This window comes from Nonlabens antarcticus, from assembly GCF_015356755.1.
Lineage (GTDB): Bacteria > Bacteroidota > Bacteroidia > Flavobacteriales > Flavobacteriaceae > Nonlabens > Nonlabens antarcticus.
Genome location: NZ_JADFCO010000064.1, coordinates 30,510 through 51,282, shown reverse-complemented (window position 1 = coordinate 51,282; position 20,773 = coordinate 30,510). Strand labels below are relative to the sequence as shown.

General features: G+C 39.5%; 20 protein-coding genes. 4 read left to right on the top strand and 16 right to left on the bottom strand.

Annotated features, from left to right (window positions below; all coding sequences use genetic code 11):
* Positions 1-65: 65 nt before the first annotated feature.
* Genes ftsA through mraZ form a run of 12 tightly spaced genes read right to left on the bottom strand, consistent with a single transcriptional unit; the run spans position 66 to position 13,519 of the window.
* Complete coding sequence (ftsA, locus tag IQ282_RS06270; protein WP_194851000.1) at positions 66-1,448, bottom strand: cell division protein FtsA; 1,383 nt, start codon at positions 1,446-1,448, stop codon at positions 66-68.
* Positions 1,449-1,452: 4 nt separating this feature from the next.
* Positions 1,453-2,172 (bottom strand): cell division protein FtsQ/DivIB, encoded by a 720-nt coding sequence (locus IQ282_RS06265; RefSeq protein WP_228547252.1) that lies wholly within the window; start codon positions 2,170-2,172, stop codon positions 1,453-1,455.
* Positions 2,169-3,527 (bottom strand): UDP-N-acetylmuramate--L-alanine ligase, encoded by a 1,359-nt coding sequence (gene murC / locus IQ282_RS06260; protein WP_194850999.1) that lies wholly within the window; start codon positions 3,525-3,527, stop codon positions 2,169-2,171. The genes IQ282_RS06265 and murC overlap by 4 nt, the downstream gene beginning before the upstream one ends.
* A complete protein-coding gene (gene murG / locus IQ282_RS06255) occupies positions 3,520-4,617 on the bottom strand; it encodes an undecaprenyldiphospho-muramoylpentapeptide beta-N-acetylglucosaminyltransferase (protein WP_194850998.1) in 1,098 nt (365 codons plus the stop codon). Before murG ends, murC begins: the two co-directional genes overlap by 8 nt.
* Positions 4,604-5,803, bottom strand: a complete 1,200-nt coding sequence (locus IQ282_RS06250; RefSeq protein WP_194850997.1) for an FtsW/RodA/SpoVE family cell cycle protein — start codon at positions 5,801-5,803, stop codon at positions 4,604-4,606. The genes murG and IQ282_RS06250 overlap by 14 nt, the downstream gene beginning before the upstream one ends.
* A gap of 1 nt (position 5,804) precedes the next feature.
* Positions 5,805-7,166, bottom strand: a complete 1,362-nt coding sequence (murD, locus tag IQ282_RS06245) for a UDP-N-acetylmuramoyl-L-alanine--D-glutamate ligase (RefSeq protein WP_194850996.1) — start codon at positions 7,164-7,166, stop codon at positions 5,805-5,807.
* Positions 7,166-8,398: a phospho-N-acetylmuramoyl-pentapeptide-transferase gene (mraY, locus tag IQ282_RS06240; protein ID WP_194850995.1), complete on the bottom strand. Its 1,233-nt coding sequence runs from the start codon at positions 8,396-8,398 to the stop codon at positions 7,166-7,168. The genes murD and mraY overlap by 1 nt, the downstream gene beginning before the upstream one ends.
* Position 8,399: 1 nt before the next feature.
* Positions 8,400-9,866: a UDP-N-acetylmuramoyl-L-alanyl-D-glutamate--2,6-diaminopimelate ligase gene (locus tag IQ282_RS06235; protein WP_194850994.1), complete on the bottom strand. Its 1,467-nt coding sequence runs from the start codon at positions 9,864-9,866 to the stop codon at positions 8,400-8,402.
* Complete coding sequence (locus tag IQ282_RS06230) at positions 9,863-11,842, bottom strand: penicillin-binding protein (protein ID WP_194850993.1); 1,980 nt, start codon at positions 11,840-11,842, stop codon at positions 9,863-9,865. Before IQ282_RS06230 ends, IQ282_RS06235 begins: the two co-directional genes overlap by 4 nt.
* Positions 11,829-12,158, bottom strand: coding sequence for an FtsL-like putative cell division protein (locus IQ282_RS06225; RefSeq protein ID WP_194850992.1), 330 nt, complete (start codon positions 12,156-12,158; stop codon positions 11,829-11,831). The genes IQ282_RS06230 and IQ282_RS06225 overlap by 14 nt, the downstream gene beginning before the upstream one ends.
* A 1-nt stretch (position 12,159) precedes the next feature.
* Positions 12,160-13,077 (bottom strand): 16S rRNA (cytosine(1402)-N(4))-methyltransferase RsmH, encoded by a 918-nt coding sequence (gene rsmH / locus IQ282_RS06220; RefSeq protein ID WP_194850991.1) that lies wholly within the window; start codon positions 13,075-13,077, stop codon positions 12,160-12,162.
* Positions 13,052-13,519, bottom strand: coding sequence for a division/cell wall cluster transcriptional repressor MraZ (mraZ, locus tag IQ282_RS06215; protein ID WP_194850990.1), 468 nt, complete (start codon positions 13,517-13,519; stop codon positions 13,052-13,054). The genes rsmH and mraZ overlap by 26 nt, the downstream gene beginning before the upstream one ends.
* A gap of 253 nt (positions 13,520-13,772) precedes the next feature.
* Here mraZ and IQ282_RS06210 point away from each other — a divergent pair, with 253 nt between their 5' ends.
* Positions 13,773-14,537: an alpha/beta fold hydrolase gene (locus tag IQ282_RS06210; RefSeq protein ID WP_194850989.1), complete on the top strand. Its 765-nt coding sequence runs from the start codon at positions 13,773-13,775 to the stop codon at positions 14,535-14,537.
* A 14-nt stretch (positions 14,538-14,551) separates the two neighbouring features.
* Complete coding sequence (gene yihA / locus IQ282_RS06205; RefSeq protein WP_194850988.1) at positions 14,552-15,166, top strand: ribosome biogenesis GTP-binding protein YihA/YsxC; 615 nt, start codon at positions 14,552-14,554, stop codon at positions 15,164-15,166.
* Positions 15,167-15,328: 162 nt separating this feature from the next.
* Here the strand turns inward: yihA and IQ282_RS06200 are convergent, their stop codons facing one another.
* From IQ282_RS06200 to gldB, 3 genes are all read right to left on the bottom strand, one after another.
* Complete coding sequence (locus IQ282_RS06200; protein WP_194850987.1) at positions 15,329-15,571, bottom strand: DUF3820 family protein; 243 nt, start codon at positions 15,569-15,571, stop codon at positions 15,329-15,331.
* 261 nt (positions 15,572-15,832) lie between these two features.
* Complete coding sequence (gldC, locus tag IQ282_RS06195) at positions 15,833-16,180, bottom strand: gliding motility protein GldC (RefSeq protein ID WP_194850986.1); 348 nt, start codon at positions 16,178-16,180, stop codon at positions 15,833-15,835.
* Complete coding sequence (gene gldB / locus IQ282_RS06190; protein ID WP_228547251.1) at positions 16,181-17,158, bottom strand: gliding motility lipoprotein GldB; 978 nt, start codon at positions 17,156-17,158, stop codon at positions 16,181-16,183.
* Positions 17,159-17,209: 51 nt separating this feature from the next.
* On the opposite strand from gldB, the gene nadE reads away from it, so the two are divergent.
* Together nadE and IQ282_RS06180 are read left to right on the top strand one after the other, a co-directional pair.
* Entirely contained in the window at positions 17,210-17,998 is a 789-nt protein-coding gene (gene nadE, locus IQ282_RS06185; protein WP_194850985.1) for an NAD(+) synthase, read from the top strand.
* Between the two features lie 108 nt (positions 17,999-18,106).
* The gene (locus IQ282_RS06180; protein WP_194850984.1) at positions 18,107-18,733 is read left to right on the top strand and encodes a response regulator; all 627 of its coding nucleotides are present in this window, start codon (positions 18,107-18,109) and stop codon (positions 18,731-18,733) included.
* Here IQ282_RS06180 and dnaG read toward each other — a convergent pair.
* On the bottom strand, positions 18,730-20,691 hold the full coding sequence (gene dnaG, locus IQ282_RS06175; RefSeq protein ID WP_194850983.1) for a DNA primase: 1,962 nt from the start codon (positions 20,689-20,691) through the stop codon (positions 18,730-18,732). The genes IQ282_RS06180 and dnaG overlap by 4 nt on opposite strands.
* Between the last annotated feature and the right edge of the window lie 82 nt (positions 20,692-20,773).

Sequence of the window (20,773 nt, the reverse complement as noted above, 5' to 3'; positions counted from 1 at the left end):
AATCGTCTTTAACTGTAAACCACTTTAACCAAAACTTGTTTTTGATCTTCGTTTTATTTTATTTTTTACTCCGCTTTGTCTAAAAAATCCTTAAACTTATTCGCCCAGGTTTCAAAAATGCCTTTCGTCTTTTTCGGCTGGGTTACCGATGGTTTAGTAATAATATCATCTTCATCATCCTCCTCAACTTCATCCTGTTCGTTTTCTACTTGACTGGGTTTTGCTCCGGTTTTACTATGCGGAGAGACCGGTTGCGTGCTGGATCTTTTTTCTGCCGCATCAAGTTCCTGAGCTTGTAATCCTTTCAAAACCAATCCTACAGCAGTCGCAAACAGTGGGCTTGTGCTTTCTGTATCACTATCACCAGCTAGATGTTCGTTGGGATAACCTATTCTACTAGGCATACCGGTAACGTATTCTGCCAGCTGCTTGATGTGTTTCAATTGTGCTCCACCACCTGTTAAAACCACTCCAGCAATAAGCTGCTTTTTAGGTTCGTCATGACCATAGTTCTTGATTTCCACAAATGCAGTTTCTAATATCTCAATAACACGAGCATGTATAATTTTACTCAAGTTTTTGAGCGTAATTTCTTTAGGTTCTCTTCCACGTAAACCTGGAATGGAAACAATCTCATTCTCTTTATTTTCTCCCGGCCATGCACTACCAAATTTTGTTTTCAGCAGCTCTGCTTGCTTCTCAATAATGGAACAGCCTTCCTTGATATCAGTTGTAATAATGTTCCCTCCTTGTGGGATTACAGCCGTGTGACGAATGATTCCGTCCTTAAAAATGGCGAGATCTGTAGTACCGCCACCTATATCAATAAGCGCTACTCCAGCTTCTTTTTCTTCCTGACTAAGAACTGCCTCTGCACTTGCTAATGGTTCTAGTGTAATATCACTTAAGTCTAGATCTGCACTTTTTACACAGCGGTAAATATTTCTTATAGAAGCAACTTGCCCCACAACAACATGAAAGTTAGCCTCGAGTCTCCCTCCATACATTCCGATAGGTTCCTTGATTTCTGATTGCCCATCAATCTTGTATTCCTGAGGTAGAACGTGAATAATTTCCTCACCGGGAAGCATCACCAGTTTAAAAACCTGATTACATAGTTTTGTAATATCTTCTTGATTAATGACCATCTCGCTATCGCTACGAGTGATATAATCGCTGTGTTGTAAGCTGCGTATGTGCTGTCCGGCAATACCCACAGTTACTTGTTTTATTGATATACCGCTAACAGCCTCGGCCTGTGCAACCGCTTGCTGTATCGAGGTGATTGTCTGGGTAATATTATTTACCACTCCACGGTGTACACCTAAACTTTTAGATCGTCCCACACCGAGAATCTCCAACTTGCCGTACTCATTTTTACGACCTATCATCGCTACGATCTTAGTCGTCCCGATGTCTAGTCCTACTGCATATTCTTGTGATTCCATCCTTCTAATCCTTTTTAACTACAATCACTTGATGATCAAATCTCAAGTCAATTTTTTCTACTGAGTCAACAGTTTTATCCTTTTCTAATTTGGCAAGCATCGCTTTAAAGTTGGGCATTTTCCATTCGTAACCCTTCAATTCTCCCATTTGCACTTTTAAACTATGGGCTCGCAATCTTAAGCTTACACTGCCATTTTTATCAAATCCTATTTGTGTAATCCCCATTTCCAATAAATCGTCTGCTTTTAAATACATTAAAAACGAGTACAATTCTTCCTGATAAGCTTCTTTAAAACCAGTGACAATCGGTACTAAAACGGTATGCTCACTTGATAGAGGCATTAGCTTATTATCTACATCCAGATAAGAATCAGTTTTACCTATAATCCTTGCAATGGGCGTACGCTGCTCCACTAACACATTAAGTTTACCATTCAAATCAACAGAAACCTCTGCAGCTCTGATCATTGGGTTCGCATCCAGACGCATTTCACTCTTATTCAAATCTAGATTTTCTGTGTACGAGTTTTTTAATGTATCGTCTTTTTGTATCAACAGTTTATTAACGTTTCCCTCAGAGATTAAAGGGTTGCTGTAATCTGTAAATGAGATGTTTATATCGTTAACTCTTAGCCTATCGTGACGGTTTCCCGCAAATGCATACAACCCCAAAATTGAGAGGGAAACCAAGCACAAAATTAATATGTCTTTTAAACCTCTCATGAACCTAATTGCTCTTTTACTTTAGTTACTTCTACACCTATATCTCCAGCTCCCAACATTAGGACAATCCGGCTGCCCATTTCTTTTATAAACTCTACTAAATCTATTTTTTCAACTACAGAGCTAACCATTGGTGCATTTTCTTGTGCATAAATACGTGTGCTCAAAACACCTGAACTAATGCCATGAACTGGCTCTTCTCTAGCGGCATATATCTCTAGAAGACCGACATTATCAAACTGGCTCAAGCTTATTGCAAACTCCTCCATAAAATCAGCAGTTCTGGAATATAGATGAGGCTGAAAAATGACGGTGTATTTTTCATCAGGATACATTTCTTTGACCGCATTATAAACTGCATCTATTTCTGTAGGGTGGTGCGCATAATCATCAATTAACACGTATTCTTCAGAGTCGATTCTGTAACTAAACCGGCGTTCGACTCCTTCAAAACTTGCTATTGTTGAACGCAATTTCTCAGCTTGAACTCCATAGCTATGGGCTATGGAAAGAGCTAATAAAGCATTTGCTAAATTATGTCTTCCGGGAAGCTTGAAAGAGAAATCGCTGATGACCTCTTGCGGAGTAAGAAAATCAAAATGATATGCGCCGTCAACGATTGATAGTTCTTGAGCATAATAATCACCATGATCCACTCCTACCCTTTTTCCATCTAGTTCTACATTTTCGTTTATGAAAAGCTGATCATTAGGGACGAGAACTGCAAATTCCTTGAACGTTTCCTCAAAGGCTTCTGCGCTGCCATAAATATCGAGATGGTCTGGATCCATAGCAGTTACTCCAGCAAAATCAGGATCAAGCTGTAGGAATGATCTATCGAATTCATCAGCCTCCACCACCATTACATCACTTCCAGAATGAAGGTAATTTGTATTATATCCCTCCAGAATACCACCTAAAAACGCAGTCATTTTCACACCGCTGGCGTATAATATATGTGCCAAAATAGCACTTGTTGTTGTTTTACCATGAGTTCCAGCAATAGCTAGACAGGTCATAGTTTTAGATATTTCACCCAGCAATTGTGCTCGTTTAGTGATGGGAATTCCGCTTTCGCGAAAGCGAACCATTTCTCCAAATCCCTGTTGAACTGCAGGTGTATAAACCACTAAGGCTTTTTCAGGATCTTTAAACCCGTCAGGTATGTAATCGTAGTTGTCGTTGTAGTGCAAAGAAATTCCCTCCACCACTAATTTATTTGTCAGCGTTGTTGCCACACGATCATAACCCGCTACCTGCTTGCCTTGCGATTTAAAATACCGAGCAAGCGCACTCATGCCTATGCCGCCTATACCGACGAAATAAAAATGGGTTATGTCTTTCAACTCACGCATGAAGTAAATTTTCAATTTGGTTCACAATGTCTCTGGTAGCGTTTGGTTTTGCAATTTTTGAGAAATTAGCAGATAATTTTTCTTGCAATTGCTCGTCCTCCATCAGTTGCTTCCATATCATTGGGAAGTTTTCTGATAGTTCCTCCTCCCGTATCATTAATGCTGCATCCAGATTCTGGATGGCCAGCGCATTTTTAGTCTGGTGATCTTCAGCAACATGAGGTGAAGGAATAAATAGTACCGGTTTTCCAACCAGTGCAAGTTCTGAAATCGTTCCAGCACCAGCCCGTGATATGATAATATCTGCCGCTGCATAAGCCAGGTCCATACGATCTACAAACGCCATCACTTTAACTTGTTCAGACTCGTGATGTTTATATTGATCATAATATAGTTTTCCACACTGCCATAAAACCTGAACGTCTTTTTCCAGCGTGGGCAACTCTGCTTCAATTAGCTGATTAATTCTTCTAGAACCCAGGCTACCGCCTAATACTAGCAATGTCTTTTTATGATTTGACGCAGCATCCAGCTTAAAATGTTTTAAAGCTGTTTTGCTATCAGCATTTTGCTCCACCAGATCCTGACGAATAGGGTTTCCCGTGAGAACTATCCTTTTCTTTGGAAAAAACCGATCCATGTTGTCACTGGCCACACAGACCTTATCTACTTTTTTAGCCAGTAACTTATTCGTTATTCCAGCATAGGAATTCTGCTCTTGAATAAGCGTTGGAACTCCCTTTCTATAAGCCATATACAATAACGGGCCACTGGCATATCCACCTGTACCAATAGCAATATCCGGTTGAAATTCTTTGATAATCTTACGTGCATCTATCAGACTATTTGCCACTTTTAATGGGAATGACAGATTCTTTAAGGAAAGGCTGCGCTGTAGTCCGCTTATCCACAATCCCTTAATTTCATAACCAGCTGCTGGAACTTTTTCCATTTCCATGCGATCCTTTGCTCCCACAAAAAGAAGCTCACAATCGGGCCACCTGCGACGGCACTCGTTTGCAATCGAGATCGCGGGATAGATGTGACCTCCAGTGCCACCGCCAGATATGATGATTTTATAAGGCTTCACTTAGAATATCTAAAGGGTTCAACTCTTCTTCAGGAGTTTCCTGAGCTTTTATCGCTTGTCTTCTGGCACTTACACTTAAGACAATACCTATTGCCATACACGTCATCCATATGGAGGTTCCTCCACTGGAGATCAACGGTAATGTCTGTCCGGTAACTGGAAATAAATTTACAGCGACCGCCATGTTGATTAAGGCTTGTAATACAATAGGAAAACCAACGCCTATAACAAGTAAGGTCCCAAAAACCGAATCTGCTTTGTTTGCTATAACAACAACTCTAAATAATACCAGCATATATAATAGCAGCACAACACCGCCACCTATTAAACCAAATTCCTCGATTATAATTGCATAAATAAAGTCACTACTGGATTGCGGTAAAAAATGCTTTTGCTGGCTTTTCCCAGGTCCTACTCCACTTATATATCCAGTTGCAATTGCCGTTTTAGCTTTGTCTACTTGATACTCAGAATCGGAATCCCCTGCACCGGCAAAACTTTCAATACGGCTTGCCCATGTATCTACACGGTTGGGAAAAACACCGGGAAATGCTTTAGCAAAAAGAACAAATAATGACAAGACTAAAAGTCCGGTCCCTATAATTCCTAGTAAGTATTTCCATGGGTAACCGCCTATATAACAAACCAATATTACCATCATAAAGATGATGGCTGCGGTAGAAAAGTTAGACGGCAAAATAAGCGCTAGTACAATGCCTACAGGCAACCACAGTGGCACGATGGATTTTTTAAACTCAATAACTTTTTCTCTCATAGAATTGAGATACCTAGCTACAAAGACCATTAAAACAACAGCCGCTAACGTGCTTGTCTGGAAACCAACTCCTACCACGGGAATTTCTATCCAGCGGCTTGCGTTTGCTCCATCCATTTTAGTTCCCTGAAAGGCCGTGAATATTAATAACACGATGACAAAAGGAAGCATGATTAAACTCAATCCCTTAAAGTAATTGTAGGGTATTTTATGGATAGCATATGCAATTCCCAATCCTAGGACCAGATGGGCAAAATGCTTTGCTACATATTTCAAGGTATTGCCCTCGCCACCGTTTAGATAGGCAAGATTACTACTCGCACTATACACGGGTAAGAAGGAAAATATCGCAAGCATCAACACTAGTGCCCACAAAAATAAATCTCCTGATATGTAGTCTTTGATTCTCAATTTATAGTCCTCTTACAGCATTTTTGAATTGGCGTCCGCGATCCTCATAGTTTTCAAAAAGGTCAAAACTTGCGCAAGCTGGACTCAATAGAACATTATCACCAGCATCTGCTAATTTATAGGCAACACGCACAGCATCTTCCATTGAATTTGTTTCAACCATTTGATCCACACAGCCACTAAAAGCATTGACGATTTTAGAGTTGTCTGTTCCCAAACAAACAATTGCCTTCACGTTTTTATTCACCAGACGGAATAGCTGCGAGTAATCATTTCCTTTATCAACGCCACCCACAATCCATACGGTAGGATGCTCCATACTATCTAATGCATAGAAAGTTGCGTTAATATTTGTTGCCTTGGAATCGTTGATATATTGCACCTTATTAATCTTCAAAACCTGCTCCAGACGGTGCTCCACCCCTTGAAATGATTGCATGCTCTGACGAATCGTCTCCTTACGGATTTTTAAAAGTTTTGCAGTAGTTGCTGCTGCCATTGCATTAGCAGTATTGTGTTGACCCTTGAGGGAAAGTTGTTCAATTGACATAGAAAATGGTGTTTGGTCAATAGCGACCTTTATGATGTTGTTTATTAGTGATGTACCGTATTCCAACTCTCTTGTCAAGGAGAAGGGAACCAGTTGTGATTTTGGTTTGTTAGATTCTAAGGCGGCAACTATAGCCTCATCATCTGCATTGTAAACGAGATAATCATCTTGATCTTGATTCATTGCAATACGCATTTTAGAATCCAGATAGTTCTCAAATTTATAATCGTAGCGATCCAGATGGTCTGGAGTTACATTAAGTAATAGCGCCACGTGTGGCTTAAAGTTTTCAATGCCGTCCAGTTGGAAACTACTCACCTCGAGCAGTCGGTATTCTGCAGCACCTTCCTGAACTTGTTGAGCAAAGCTTTTACCTATGTTCCCACCCATTGTATAATCGAGTCCGGCTTCTTGAAAAACGTGTCCTAGTAAGCTGGTCGTTGTGGTTTTACCATTGCTTCCAGTTACTGCCACTATAATTTCTTGGGTATGCGCGGCTGCAAATTCGATTTCTGATATCACTGGGATTCCAGCTTCTTTTGCTTGCATTATAATCTCGATAGTGTCCGGTATTCCCGGACTTTTCACGATCAAACTTGCTGAGAGTATTTTATTAACCGTATGACTTCCTGTTTCGTAAGGAATTTTGTTGTCTTGTAACGCTTTCGCGAAAGCGGTATCAAGCTCATCTCTATTGCTCAGAAAAACATTATAACCACGATCAGCAGCCAGTAAGGCAGCGCCCATACCGCTGATACCGCCACCTAAAATGACGACACTTGAAAAATCATATATGTTTTTTCCTGATACCATTATCGCACTTTTAGTGTTACAATGGATATAATAGCAAGTAAAATCCCGACGATCCAGAAGCGGACTACAATCTTACTTTCATGAAAACCTCGTTTTTGATAGTGATGGTGTAATGGCGACATTAAAAATATGCGGCGCCCTTCTCCAGACATTTTGCGGGTATACTTGAACCAGCCTACTTGCATCACCACGGATAAATTCTCCATGATAAAAACACCACAAAGAATAGGAATCAATAACTCTTTGCGAGTCGCAATGGCAAGTACAGCAATGATGCCGCCTATGGTCAGACTTCCCGTATCGCCCATAAATACTTGCGCGGGATAGGTGTTATACCATAAAAAACCAACCAGCGATCCAGCAAATGCAGTGACAAAGACAACCATCTCACCAGAATTAGGGATGTACATCACATTAAGATAATCTGAGAAAACAATGTTTCCCGATATCCAGGCAAACAATGCAAGGGTTATAACTACAATCGCACTAGTACCAGCTGCCAGACCATCAATTCCATCAGTAAGATTTGCGCCGTTAGAAACTGCCGTAACAATAAAAATCACGATAGGAATAAATATCAACCAGGCATATTTTGCAAGACTTGGACTGATCCAAGTCACTAAGGACGTGTAATCAAACTCATTTTCCTTCACAAAAGGTATCGTCGTCTTTGTGGATTGCTCTGCTGGGCCAAATTCTGCATAGGAATTTTGTGTAATCAGCTCCTGGGAATTCTTTGGATTTATGATCTCTTCCTTGATTGTGATATCTGGATGGAAAAACATTGTGGCTCCTATAATGCAACCCAAAACGACCTGACCTATAATCTTGAACCAGCCCTTAAGACCGCCTTTATCCTTTTTGAAAATCTTGATATAATCGTCAGTAAACCCTATCAGTCCCATCCATATAGTGGTAACGATTAACATGATAACATAAATATTATCTAGTTGCGCTATTAATAAAGTAGGAATGAGCGTTGCTAGAATAATAATGATTCCACCCATGGTAGGCGTTCCCGCCTTCTGCGCTTGACCTTCCAGCCCTAAATCGCGCACACTTTCCCCTACTTGTTTGCGCTGTAAATAGTTGATAATACGCTTACCGTAAATCGTAGAAAAGCCTAGCGAAAACACAAATGCTATCGCAGATCTAAATGTGATGAATCCAAACAAGGATGCACCAGGCATTTGAAACTCGCTTTCCAAATATTGAAACAGGTAATAGAGCATATTATTTTTCTAGTTGGTTTAGAATGCCTGTAATTTTTAATCTATCGTCAAAATCATGACGGATTCCATGAATCTCTTGATAGGTCTCGTGACCTTTTCCAGCAATTAGAATGATGTCGTTTTCAGTAGCCATGTTTGCAGCCGTCTTTATGGCTTGCTCGCGATCTGCAATTGTGATTGATTTTTTAAAATTTTGTGGTTCCACGCCAGCTTCCATTTCTTTAAGGATGAGCAATGGATCTTCTGTACGTGGGTTGTCGCTGGTTAAGATTACAGTGTCGCTAAGCTCTGTTGCGATATGTGCCATGATGGGACGTTTTGTATGATCTCTATCGCCACCACAACCTACCACTGTAATCAATCGTTCATTTTTAGTGCGAATACTGTTGATAGTTTCCAGTACATTTTTTAGTGCATCTGGAGTATGAGCATAATCAACGATGGCTGTTATTTTCTTTTTGACAGTTGTGAAATATTGAAACCTACCAGCAACACCATCCAGTTTTGAAATTGTTTCTAAAACTTCCCGCTCTTTGAGGCCTAATTCAATTGCACAGGCATAAATAGCAAGCACATTATAAGCATTGAACTCGCCTATCATTTTAGTCCATAGCTCATGACCATTGACTTTTAACAAAAGTCCACCGAACTGATTTTCTAAAATCTGCGCTTGATAGTCTGTATAGGTTTTTAAGGCGTAGCCCAGTTTTCTTGCTTTGGTGTTCTGAACCATGATGGGTCCATTCTTGTCGTCCTTATTATAAATTGCAAAAGCTGTTGCAGGTAACATGTCGAAAAATCGCTTTTTTACATCCCGATATTCGGCAAAACTTGCGTGATAGTCTAAATGGTCGTGAGAGAGATTTGTGAAAATCCCGCCAGCAAATTGCAATCCTGTCACTCGCTCCTGAGCAATGCCATGACTGCTCACTTCCATAAAACAGTAATCCACACCAGCATCGCGCATCGTTGCTAGATGAGCATTGGTTGTTAATGGATCCGGTGTGGTGTGTTTTGTAGCTATTGATTTTCCATCGATTAAAATTTCAACCGTAGAAATAAGACCAGATTTATACCCCAGATTCTTAAACAACTGATATAACAAACTTGTTGTAGTTGTCTTGCCGTTTGTTCCAGTAACTCCTACTAGTTTCATATCTCTTGAAGGGTTCTCAAAGAAATTAGCAGCTATCAATGCCAGCGCTTCATGAGAGTTTTCAACAACCACGTAGGTTACTTTTTCATTTTGGTCATCGGGAAGTTTTTCCACAATTACAGCTGTTGCGCCTGATTGTATTGCGTTATTGATATAATCGTGCCCATCACTAGCAGTTCCATTAATCGCGACAAAAACATCAGCAGTTGTAATTTCACGAGAATCAAAATGAATCTCATTAATTTTTATGTCTGTAGAACCTATAACCGTATCAATTCTGACCTTGTATAATATGTCTTTTAAGTTCTTCATGAAAGGGTTAGAATTACTTGTTGTGACTTCGTTAAGGTTGTGCCTGGTTTGATACTTTGACTGGCAACCTTACCAGACCCCACAATTTTTACATTGGCGCCCATATTTTCAATAATGGCAATGGCGTCCATAGCGTCCATCCCGCGCAGGTCTGGTAGGTTTTTACTTGTCTTTTGAGCCTTCGTGTAATAGCGATCCATACTTTTCTGAATCTCAGCTGGAACGGTGGTCGGCATTTTTACTTCATCTGCCTGCGGATTGCTGGCATAAATTTTTTGAGCGATTTTTTTAAAAACTGGACCGGCAACTATGTTTCCGTAATAACCTTTAGCAGTATTAGGTTTATGTATAACTACAATACAACTGTATTTAGGGTTGTCTGCTGGAAAATATCCTGCAAAGGAGGCTATGTAATTCCCGGCGCTTTTCCAGTATTCTGTTTGGCAGGTTCCCGTTTTTCCAGCCATAGAGAAGTTTTTACTGTATAAGTTTTGAGCAGTACCACGACGTACTACATTTTCCATCATCACTTTTACCTTATCAATCGTTTCCTGACTGCAAATGGAAGGGTTAATGATCTGGCGCTCGTATTTTTCGATCAATTTATTTTTAGATCGAACTTCTTTTATCAATCTAGGTTTTACCATCACACCATTATTTGCGATGGCATTATAAAAGGTCAAAACTTGAAGCGGTGTCATTTGAACCCCATAACCGAAGCCCATCCACGGTAAGGAAAGACCACTCCAGTTAGGGTCGTCTGGATGAGGGATCAAAGGTTTCCCTTCACCTATTATAGGAAGACCTAATTTAGTCTGGATATTCATACTATAAAGCCGGTCAACATAACGTTCTGGATCATCTCCATAACTGTCTTGCACCATTTGAACTAGAGCAGTGTTTGAACTAAGTTCAAAGGCACGAGCCACGCTGATTTTACCGTAGCCACCATATTTTGAATCACGCACATTTCTACCGTAATAAGAAATTTTTCCATTTTGAGTGTCAAAAATGGTACTGGTATCCACTACTTTATCTTCTAAAGCAGCGACAACACTCATTAATTTGAAAGTAGACCCTGGTTCATGCGACTCCCAAAGGGCATAGTTTCGCTTCTCAAAGTAAGTGCCGTCACTGGCACGTCCCAGATTTGATAACGCTTTGATTTCGCCAGTTGCTACTTCCATTACTACAGCGGTTCCATGATGAGCCTCGTAATATTCTAATTGTTCCAATAATGCGTGATGCGCGACATCCTGCATATTTACATCTATAGTTGTGTAAACATCAAGACCATCTCTGGGCTCCGTCTCGTTGACATTATTGATAGGTTTCCACTCATTTCCAGATATTTTCTGTTCTAGTCGGGAACCATTTTCACCTTTCAAAAAGGTACGATAAGCGCCTTCTAAACCTACACTAGGCTTTCCCGGCTCATCATAACCTACCAGGCGCTCTGCCATTTTTCCCAGTGGATATTCCCGCTCTACATGAGGCTCAACGATCAATCCTCCACGATAGGCACCGCGATTGAACAATGAATATTTCTTAATTTCCTGTAGATCTGTAAAGCTTAGATTTTTAGCAATTTCAAGATATCTTGAATTGTTAGCTCTCGCCTTTCGGAACTTTTGAAGCAGCTCTGATTTAGGTTTGTTCAGCTTTCGCGAAAGCGAACTTGCGAGAGCATCAATATCACTATTGAAATCTTTCTGGTTGGGAGCAACTGCATCAAAACGTATGTCATATTTAGTAATAGAAGTAGCTAACAACTGACCGTTAGAATCGTAAAGATTCCCACGGTTTGCATCAACAATTTGATTGCGGAAGATGCGCTTGCCTGCTTTGGCACGGTATTCTGGACCTTCCCAAAATTGGATGTAGACTGTCTGTGCAACAATGGCAATTGCCACGATCACAAACAATATGCTCACAGCATAAATGCGGTGCAGTATGTTTCTATCAGTTATTGCCATTAGCGTTTTTTGATACTATAATTTTATAGGGTGGATCCTTAGGCGGAGCAATTCCCGTGTGTTTTAACCGGCTTGCGACGGTACTTTCCATTTGCAAATACATCAACTCGCGCTGACCATCTACATAATGGCTGCGCAATTCATTAACCTCATCACTAAGCTGACCTATATAATGAACTTTACTTTCAAATCTGTGTCCTGTCCAGATCATAAATAACGCAAGACCGGTGGCAAACAGCATGAACTTCCAGTTTTTGAAAGCATCCTGATTGGTCAAAAAGCCACCTCTTAAAATGTCATAGACTTTTGCTGCCATATTATTCTTGATCAAGTCTTACTGCAATGCGCAATTTTGCACTGCGGGAACGGCTATTTTCTTTCAACTCTGCTTTTGAGGGTACGATTAAACCACCTACCTTTTTAAATGGAACACTCGTTTTACCGAACATATCTTTTTCTGGCTCCCCTTCAAATAAGCCACTACGTATATATCTTTTTACAGGACGATCTTCTAAGGAATGATAAGAGATCACACTTAGTCTACCTCCTACTTTTAATAATTCTTTACTTTGGACCAGAAACTCATTCAAAGCTTCCATCTCTCTATTTACCTCAATACGGATAGCTTGAAAAACCTGAGCCATTTGTTTATTTTCTATTCGGGCGGGAACTAATGGTGCACAAATTTTCTTCAGGTCGTCCACAGTTTTAATAGGTTGAACTTGACGACTGCTAGCGATTTCTTTCGCGAGACGTGGTGCATTACGCAGTTCACCATATTCTTTCAAAATGCGGTGCAATTCAGATTCATCGTATTGATTGAGAATCTTGACTGCGTCTAGATCTGATTTTTGATTCATCCTCATGTCCAGTCTCGATTCAAATCTTGTGGAAAAACCACGAGATGGCTCGTTGAACTGGTGGGAACTCACGCCTAAATCTGCTAAAATCCCATCCACTTGTTTGACACCGTGTAAACGTAAAAACCTTTTGATATACCTGAAATTCTCTGGAATCAACTCAAATCGATCATCATCGATGACATTCCGTTGCGCATCAGGATCCTGATCAAATGCATATAACTTTCCGTGTTGATCCAGTCTACTTAGGATCTCGCGGGAATGCCCACCACCGCCATAGGTAACGTCAACATAAATCCCTGAAGGGTTTATATCAAGTCCATCTACAGATTCCTTTAAAAGGACTGGATTATGATAAGAGGTCTGCTGTGTCATTTCCCATTACTTCTTGTGCGAGGTCTGCAAAATCAACGCTGCTAGCGTCAATAACCTCCTCATATTTATCTTTATCCCAGATTTCTATAATATTGATAGCGCTGGCAACCGTAATTTCTTTTGAGATTCCCGCGACATTAATCAGGTCACGCGGTATCAACAATCTTCCATTTGTATCTACCTCTACCGTTTTTGCACCGGCGGTAAACATTCGTATGAAATCGTTATGCTTTTTTTTAAAGCGATTCAATTTTCCCATTTTTTCCATCACGATATTCCACTCTTTCATAGGATATAGTTCTAGACAAGGCTGGAAAACGGACCGCCTGATCACAAAACCCTCCTCCAGCATAGGAAGCAATTGCTTCTTTATGGAGGCAGGCATCATAAAGCGACCTTTTGAATCTGCTTTACACTCGTATGTTCCTATGAAATGGTTCATTAAAAACGGGTCTAATAGACTGTTATAGTCAAATATAGAAAACTCTGACCCACTTTTTACCACAATTTACCACATTGTTGATAAAAGCGGCCTTTTCTGAATAAGTACGGCACTTATCAACAATTTAAATTTTGCGTTATTTGCTGCCATTTTCAAGAGCAATTGAAGAAGATTTTTCAAATATTGGCTCGTGTAATCGTTGATTTTCTTAAAGCAAATCAACTATATTTGCCCTAAGGACACTTATCAAATTATGACGCAAGACTTAATTAAGGATGGCAAGTTTGAATACTTTACATCAGGCGAAGGAACACCTATCCTCATTTTGCATGGATTGATGGGCGGCCTGAGCAACTTTCAGGGCGTTATTGATTATTTCCCAAAAGAAGGTTATCAGATTGTAGTGCCATCACTACCGCTTTATACCATGCCGCTAATTAAAACGAGCGTGGGAACCTTTGCAAAGCACATTCGCAGCTTTATTGATCATATGGGCTGGAAGGAAGTTATCCTTTTAGGAAATTCTCTAGGTGGTCATATAGGTCTTGTAACGACTAAGTTATATCCTGAAAAAATTAAAGCCCTCATAATTACTGGAAGCTCTGGTCTTTATGAAAGTGCCATGGGAGAAAGCTATCCTAAACGTGGTGACTACGAGTATATCAAGAAAAAGGCAGAAGATGTATTTTACGATCCAGCGGTAGCGACTAAAGAAATTGTAGATGAGGTTTTTGGAGTGGTTAATGATCGGAGAAAACTGATTAAAACACTAGCCATTGCAAAAAGCGCGATTCGCCATAATATGTCTAAGGATCTTCCTAAAATGTCCACGCCCATTTGTATCATTTGGGGAAAACAAGATGGGGTGACCCCACCAAATGTAGCCGAAGAATTTCACGAAAAACTTCCAGATAGCGATCTATACTGGATTGATAAATGTGGTCATGCTGCAATGATGGAGCATCCAGATCAGTTCAATGAGATTCTTTTCAAATGGCTTAAAGAACGCCAGTTCTAGAAAAACCGTTACGCATGAAAATCAATAGCGCTGAATTTGTTATTTCAAATCAGGATGTATCTAAATGTCCTACCAATAGGTTGCCAGAATACGCCTTTATAGGACGTTCAAATGTGGGCAAGTCCTCACTGATCAACATGATCACAGATTATAAAAACCTGGCAAAAACTTCTGGCCGTCCCGGAAAAACGCAACTAATCAACCATTTTTTAATTAATAAGAACTGGTATCTAGTGGATCTTCCCGGTTACGGTTATGCTAGAGTTTCCAAAAGCAGCAAAGCCAAGTTTCAAAAATTTATTACTAAATATTTCGAGCAACGAGAACAGCTCGTTTGTGGTTTTGTACTAGTAGACGTGCGTCATGAGCCTCAAAAAATTGACTTGGAATTCATGGAATATCTAGGTGAAAGCGGGATACCGTTTAGCATCATCTTTACAAAAGCGGATAAACTCAAGCCTAACGCATTGGACAGAAATATAGATCTCTATAAACAAGTCTTATTGAATGGTATCTGGGAAGAGGTCCCGCCCTATTTTGTTACGAGTTCTTCCAATAAAATGGGTAGAGATGAATTACTGGCATACATCGATGGAATCAACCAGTCGATGAATAACGATTTCAAATAAAGACCTCAGCACTAGTAGGAAAGAGTTTCCAAGCTATAGAATAGAAGTCTACTTTTAAAATTACATTCATTTTAGGTGAGTTTTAGGAAGGTTTATTTTGCCTCTTTCAATTGAGTTTACCTAGAAATATAGCGCAGGAAAATTCCCTCAACTAACTATTAATCAGTGATCATTTACTGTATTGCGTCTTATATCATATAATAATGAATCAATACCATTGACTTTCATGTCGCAAACAGTTTGCATATAATTCCCTAATTTTCCTGGAGGAAATCCTTGTCTGCGGAACCAAATATAGTAGGACTCAGGCAACTCACTTAAAAACTTCCCCTTGTGCGCACCAAAAGGCATCTTATACCATGCCAGCTCGATGAGTTCTTTATGATTAAATGGGAGGTCTGTCATGTGTGAGTTTATACTTCAAAATTTAAAGTTACTTTCTTGATCGATGTATTCCAGAATTTTTGAATGCTATCAGATTGTAACATATCCTGATTTCTAACTACGTATAGATAACAAACAAAGAATAGTCATGAAAAACAAAACAGCAAAAATCAAGAGAGACAATGTCATACAATGGAGCATCTCATTTTCATTGATAACATGGTTCTTTATCACCTATTATATCCATAACTCTTATCATTATCATGGGATTTGCGATGATATCTATTTTTCCTCGTCCTTTTTAAGCTCCAATTTCTCCGCAAAATAATCGCAGAAATCAATCATGGTGTCTCGCATCTTATCATCATTGGTAGCTCGATGATAAGTGTCTGCCATGCTAACTAGTGTCTGGTGAAAGAATACCCGCATTTCATCTACCGGCATGTCCTTAGTCCATAGATCGATACGGAAACTTTCCTTTTCTACACTATCCCACATGGAAACCATCATCGCTTTTGATACGGCGCTTTCCACACCTCCATCTGGAGCGCTCCAGACTATATTCTCTGGAACACGATTTTCATCTAATTCTATTCCTATTCGGATTTCTGAGCGTTTCTTATCAGCCATTTATGATCTGGGTTTATATCTGGATTTATTAAAAATATCAATTGCAGATGTCCTGATAACATCTTCAATTGTTGCATTATTGTTTGCTGCATAACTGGCAACAATCTGATAACCTATATATTGAGCGACACCACCAGGAGTTTGTTGATCAATTTCTAGATAAAATTTAGAAAATGGTGCAGGCATCAAGAATCTGTTAATGAGTTCTCTGTCAGATTTAAAGAGTATTTCTTTATCTATAAAATATCGATAAATATATTCTTCATTCTCTATAGTAAATTGCATTTTTTCTTCTGGGTAACCCATCAATTTTGACAGCGGTGCGGCAGGTGCAAACAATTGTTGAACATAATGTAATTTACCGTAATAAATCATTTGCCCCATAAACTTGCGTTCGTTACTGGGTGGCACAAATAATTTAGCATAAGCTAGAGCAACATCTGCTGGAAGTTGGGCTCTGTCCAGCGCTACAGATTTGTATTTATTGATACCGGTGTACAATTCATGATCTGGCCCCAGGTAATTATCGATTCCTATAATCAACGATTCAGGAGTAGGCACAACTTTCAATTCATCATCCACTTCACTTAAAACCGTAATAATAGGTGTAGGCTCAAACTCAGGGAAGTAATATTCCACATGTTTCATAACCAGCTCAATTTCCTCCTTCATCCTCAGATAATCAAATTGTGCGTTCTCAGTAGCTTGTTCCAGTATGTTTTGAATAGTGTCTTTCCCGTTGATTTTTGCTTCCCATATACTGTCCTTTATATATACCGGAAAGAACTGCGGGAATTCTCTCTTTAAAGTCGATAAATCAGCTACTTGCGCATTAGCAAATTCTTCATGAAACTTCACAAATTCTACTTGCAAGGGCATCGCTTGTATTTGCTCCTCCAGTTTAGACTCCTGAGTGCATGAGGTTAACGCTTTCGCGAAAGCGAGAACGATTAAAATCCTTGTTATCTTGTTAATCATGTAGTAACTATCCATTGCTTTGGATATTTTTGAGATGGTAAAAATACGATTATGCAAGTAGAACGAGTAGCTGATTCGATTACAAAATGGCTGAAGGATTACGCAGAAAACGCCCACATGAAAGGTTTTGTTGTGGGAGTAAGTGGTGGCATTGATAGCGCTGTAACTTCTATTTTATGTGCTCGCACAGGAATGGATGTACTTTGTGTGGAAATGCCTATCCATCAGCATGAAGACCATGTAACTAGAGCGCAGGGCCATATTTCTTATCTGAAATCTACATTTGAAAATGTTCGTGACGTCAGATCTGATTTAACTCCTGTATTTGATGAATTTATCAAATCCATGCCCAAAAGTGAATCAAATGCTCTGAAAAGCTTAACGGAAGGAAATACACGGGCACGCTTGCGCATGACAACGCTTTATTATCATGGAGGCATGAATAACCTTCTAGTTGCTGGGACAGGTAACAAGGTGGAAGATTTTGGTGTAGGATTTTATACTAAATATGGGGATGGTGGCGTTGACATCAGTCCTATTGCAGATTTAATGAAGAGCGAAGTTTATCAATTGGGAAAACACCTATCTGTACCAGAAGATATTATGAATGCCGCTCCTAGTGATGGATTATATGGCGCAGAAAAAACCGATGAAGATCAAATAGGAGCGAGTTATGACGAACTTGAATGGGCAATGAAACAACTATCTGAAGGAAATCCTGTTGAATCATTCAGTGGTAGACAAAAAGATGTTTTAAAGATTTATTTAAAACTCAATGCTCGCAATCAACACAAAATGAATCCTATTCCCATCTGGAATTTTCCAGAACGCTTGAGGTGATTGCAACGATAGCCTACTGCTCAGTAAGTAATTACCTACGAACATTATCATTTTTATAAAAATGATACTTTTATATTTGTCAACCAAGTTTATAGCATAACCCGAAAAATGAAGATTCTTTTAGCAGATCACCATCCCGTTTTCCGTCGTGGACTAAAATGCATGTTGAAAGGCGACAAAAAATTCAATTTCAAAGGGAAAGTTGAAGATGGTCGTTTTTTAATACAAGAGATACAGAAACATCAACCTGATGTTTTGATTCTAGAAATCGATCTTCCCAATTCAAACGGCGTGGGAACATTACGACAATTGCGCAATAATTTTCCTGATTTAAAAGTTCTCGTTGTAAGCTGTCATCCTGAAGAAATTTATGCCATTTCTTCTATAAAAGCAGGTGCGGATGGTTTTATTGCAAAGACCAGATCTGTCAAAGAAATTACTGCGGCACTATTGACTGTTTGTAACAATGAGACGTTCCTTTCTGAAAATATTAAAAAAAGAGAAAGTACAGATGCTCGTAAATCTGAGATACTTAAATTCAAAACTCTCTCTACCAGAGAGATAGAAGTACTTAATCTACTGTCTAGAGGAAAACGCAATAAAGAGATTGCACAAGATCTTGCAATTAATGAGAAAACTGTCAGTACCTACAAAACGAGGTTATTGAAAAAACTGAACGTGGACAATATCGCAGAGTTGATTCATCAATCTAGGTTATTACAGATCACAAGTTAAATTACCCTATTCAACCTTTTTCCTAGATGACGGTGCAATCCTAAGTTGTCCTTAATCTGTGACATTATTTCTAAGCGTTGATCGTCATCATCCTTGCCCATTCCACTCATCAACGACTTGATTTTTTCATCAAGCATTAATCTTCTAAAGTTTAAAATGGTATCCATCAAATAAATGGCAACAGTGTCATCCTTCTGTTTTACAAAAATTTGTTTTTCGTCCCACCTGCTTAACTGATAGCGATCCTCATCCATAATGAGATCTGCCACTAATTGAGCTTCTTCATCTTTTAATTCTGTCATTACCGTATTCACATCAATTCTTCCTTGTAAGAGCAATACGTCTATAAGTTTAGGGTACAGATTTTTGAATGAGTCATTGGAAAACTCAACTTCGTCATTTTGTAGATCCAGGTAAATTTTTTCATAGACCAGCATGGTATCCTTTTTCTTTTCCATTACCAGCTCACCATCCCCAGACTCCTGGATATATTCCTCATCAAATATTTCTTCCCTGTCTCCATAAAGCAATAGAATCTTAATAAGACTGCGTTCTAAAATTTCACGCCTGTCAACCGGTTTTGATGCCGTGGCTTCTGGAACTTTTTGCAAACGTCTGGACTCCTGATCGCGACTTTGTTTTTTACGTTCTTCCGTTAGTTCTGAATTGCGCATTTGAGCCAGTGTGGAAAAAAGGACTTCTTCCCCTATGTCAAGTATTGCAGCACTTTCCCTTACATATATTTCTCTCGATATATCATCTGGAATCTTAGCAATACTTTGAACGATCTCTCGAATCATTCCTGCTTTCTTTATGGGATCGCCAGCTGCCTCGTCTTTTAACAATCCAGATTTGAATCTTATAAAATCTATGGAATTGTCCTCAAGAAACTCCTTTATTTCTGACTCTGTATGGGATTTTGCAAAACTGTCTGGATCCTCACCTTCTGGAAATGTACAGACTCGCACATTCATTCCAGCTTCTAATATCAAATCGATACCGCGTATTGCCGCTCTCAATCCAGCAGCATCACCGTCATATAATACGGTAATATTTTTAGTCAACCTGCTGATCAATCTTATTTGCTCTGCGGTCAACGCTGTTCCAGAACTGGAAACCACATTTTTAATTCCCGCTTGATACAGCTGGATCACGTCTGTGTAACCTTCAACTAGGTAACACAAATCTTCTTTGGCCATTTCTTGTTTGGCCTCATAGATTCCGTAAAGAACTTTTGATTTATCGTAAATCTCGCTTTGGGGGGAATTCAGGTATTTTGCAGCTTTTTTATCGGTTTTCAGGATTCTACCACCAAAACCTAGAGTCCTTCCCGACATACTGCGTATGGGAAACATCACGCGACCTTTAAAGCGGTCAAATTGCTTGTCCTGCTTAACGATAGAAACTCCGGTTTTTTCCAGAAATTCTAACTTATAACCAGCCTTTATGGCTGCATCTGTAAATGCACTCCATTGATCTGGAGAATATCCCAGTTGGAAAAACTCAATTGTTTCATCTGTAAATCCTCGTTCGTTGAAATAGCTGTAACCTATGGTTTTTCCTTCACCGGTTTTGAGCTGGCCAGCAAACCATTCTGCAGCAAATTTCGAGACTAGGAACATAGATTCCTTCTCGTCCTGGATTTGCTTTTGTTCATCAGACTGCTCCGTTTCCTCTACCTCTATTCCATATTTTTTTGCGAGGTATTTTATGGCTTCCGGGAATGTGAAATGCTCGTGTTCCATGATGAAAGTCACGGCGTTCCCTCCTTTTCCCGAAGAAAAATCTTTCCAAATTTGTTTGACAGGACTTACCATAAAACTGGGAGAGCGCTCGTCCGTAAAAGGACTCAGTCCTTTAAAGTTAGAACCAGACTTTTTAAGCTGCACAAAATCGCCTATAACCTCTTCTACTCGAGAAGCGTCAAAAACAGCATCAACTGTGGAACGTGAGATCATGGATTTCTATTGAGAATTTCAGCTTAAATTTCCTTTAAAACTAAAGTTCAAAAATAGGGAAAAGGTTTGTGAGGAGTTCGCT

Coding starts and splice junctions, on each gene's coding strand:
- ftsA (WP_194851000.1), bottom strand. CDS start 1,448: ATGGAATCACAAGAATATGCAGTAGGACTAGACATCGGGACGACTAAG.
- IQ282_RS06265 (WP_228547252.1), bottom strand. CDS start 2,172: ATGAGAGGTTTAAAAGACATATTAATTTTGTGCTTGGTTTCCCTCTCA.
- murC (WP_194850999.1), bottom strand. CDS start 3,527: ATGCGTGAGTTGAAAGACATAACCCATTTTTATTTCGTCGGTATAGGC.
- murD (WP_194850996.1), bottom strand. CDS start 7,166: ATGGTATCAGGAAAAAACATATATGATTTTTCAAGTGTCGTCATTTTA.
- mraY (WP_194850995.1), bottom strand. CDS start 8,398: ATGCTCTATTACCTGTTTCAATATTTGGAAAGCGAGTTTCAAATGCCT.
- IQ282_RS06235 (WP_194850994.1), bottom strand. CDS start 9,866: ATGAAGAACTTAAAAGACATATTATACAAGGTCAGAATTGATACGGTT.
- IQ282_RS06230 (WP_194850993.1), bottom strand. CDS start 11,842: ATGGCAATAACTGATAGAAACATACTGCACCGCATTTATGCTGTGAGC.
- IQ282_RS06225 (WP_194850992.1), bottom strand. CDS start 12,158: ATGGCAGCAAAAGTCTATGACATTTTAAGAGGTGGCTTTTTGACCAAT.
- rsmH (WP_194850991.1), bottom strand. CDS start 13,077: ATGACACAGCAGACCTCTTATCATAATCCAGTCCTTTTAAAGGAATCT.
- mraZ (WP_194850990.1), bottom strand. CDS start 13,519: ATGAACCATTTCATAGGAACATACGAGTGTAAAGCAGATTCAAAAGGT.
- IQ282_RS06210 (WP_194850989.1), top strand. CDS start 13,773: ATGACGCAAGACTTAATTAAGGATGGCAAGTTTGAATACTTTACATCA.
- yihA (WP_194850988.1), top strand. CDS start 14,552: ATGAAAATCAATAGCGCTGAATTTGTTATTTCAAATCAGGATGTATCT.
- IQ282_RS06200 (WP_194850987.1), bottom strand. CDS start 15,571: ATGACAGACCTCCCATTTAATCATAAAGAACTCATCGAGCTGGCATGG.
- gldC (WP_194850986.1), bottom strand. CDS start 16,180: ATGGCTGATAAGAAACGCTCAGAAATCCGAATAGGAATAGAATTAGAT.
- gldB (WP_228547251.1), bottom strand. CDS start 17,158: ATGATTAACAAGATAACAAGGATTTTAATCGTTCTCGCTTTCGCGAAA.
- nadE (WP_194850985.1), top strand. CDS start 17,210: ATGCAAGTAGAACGAGTAGCTGATTCGATTACAAAATGGCTGAAGGAT.
- IQ282_RS06180 (WP_194850984.1), top strand. CDS start 18,107: ATGAAGATTCTTTTAGCAGATCACCATCCCGTTTTCCGTCGTGGACTA.
- dnaG (WP_194850983.1), bottom strand. CDS start 20,691: ATGATCTCACGTTCCACAGTTGATGCTGTTTTTGACGCTTCTCGAGTA.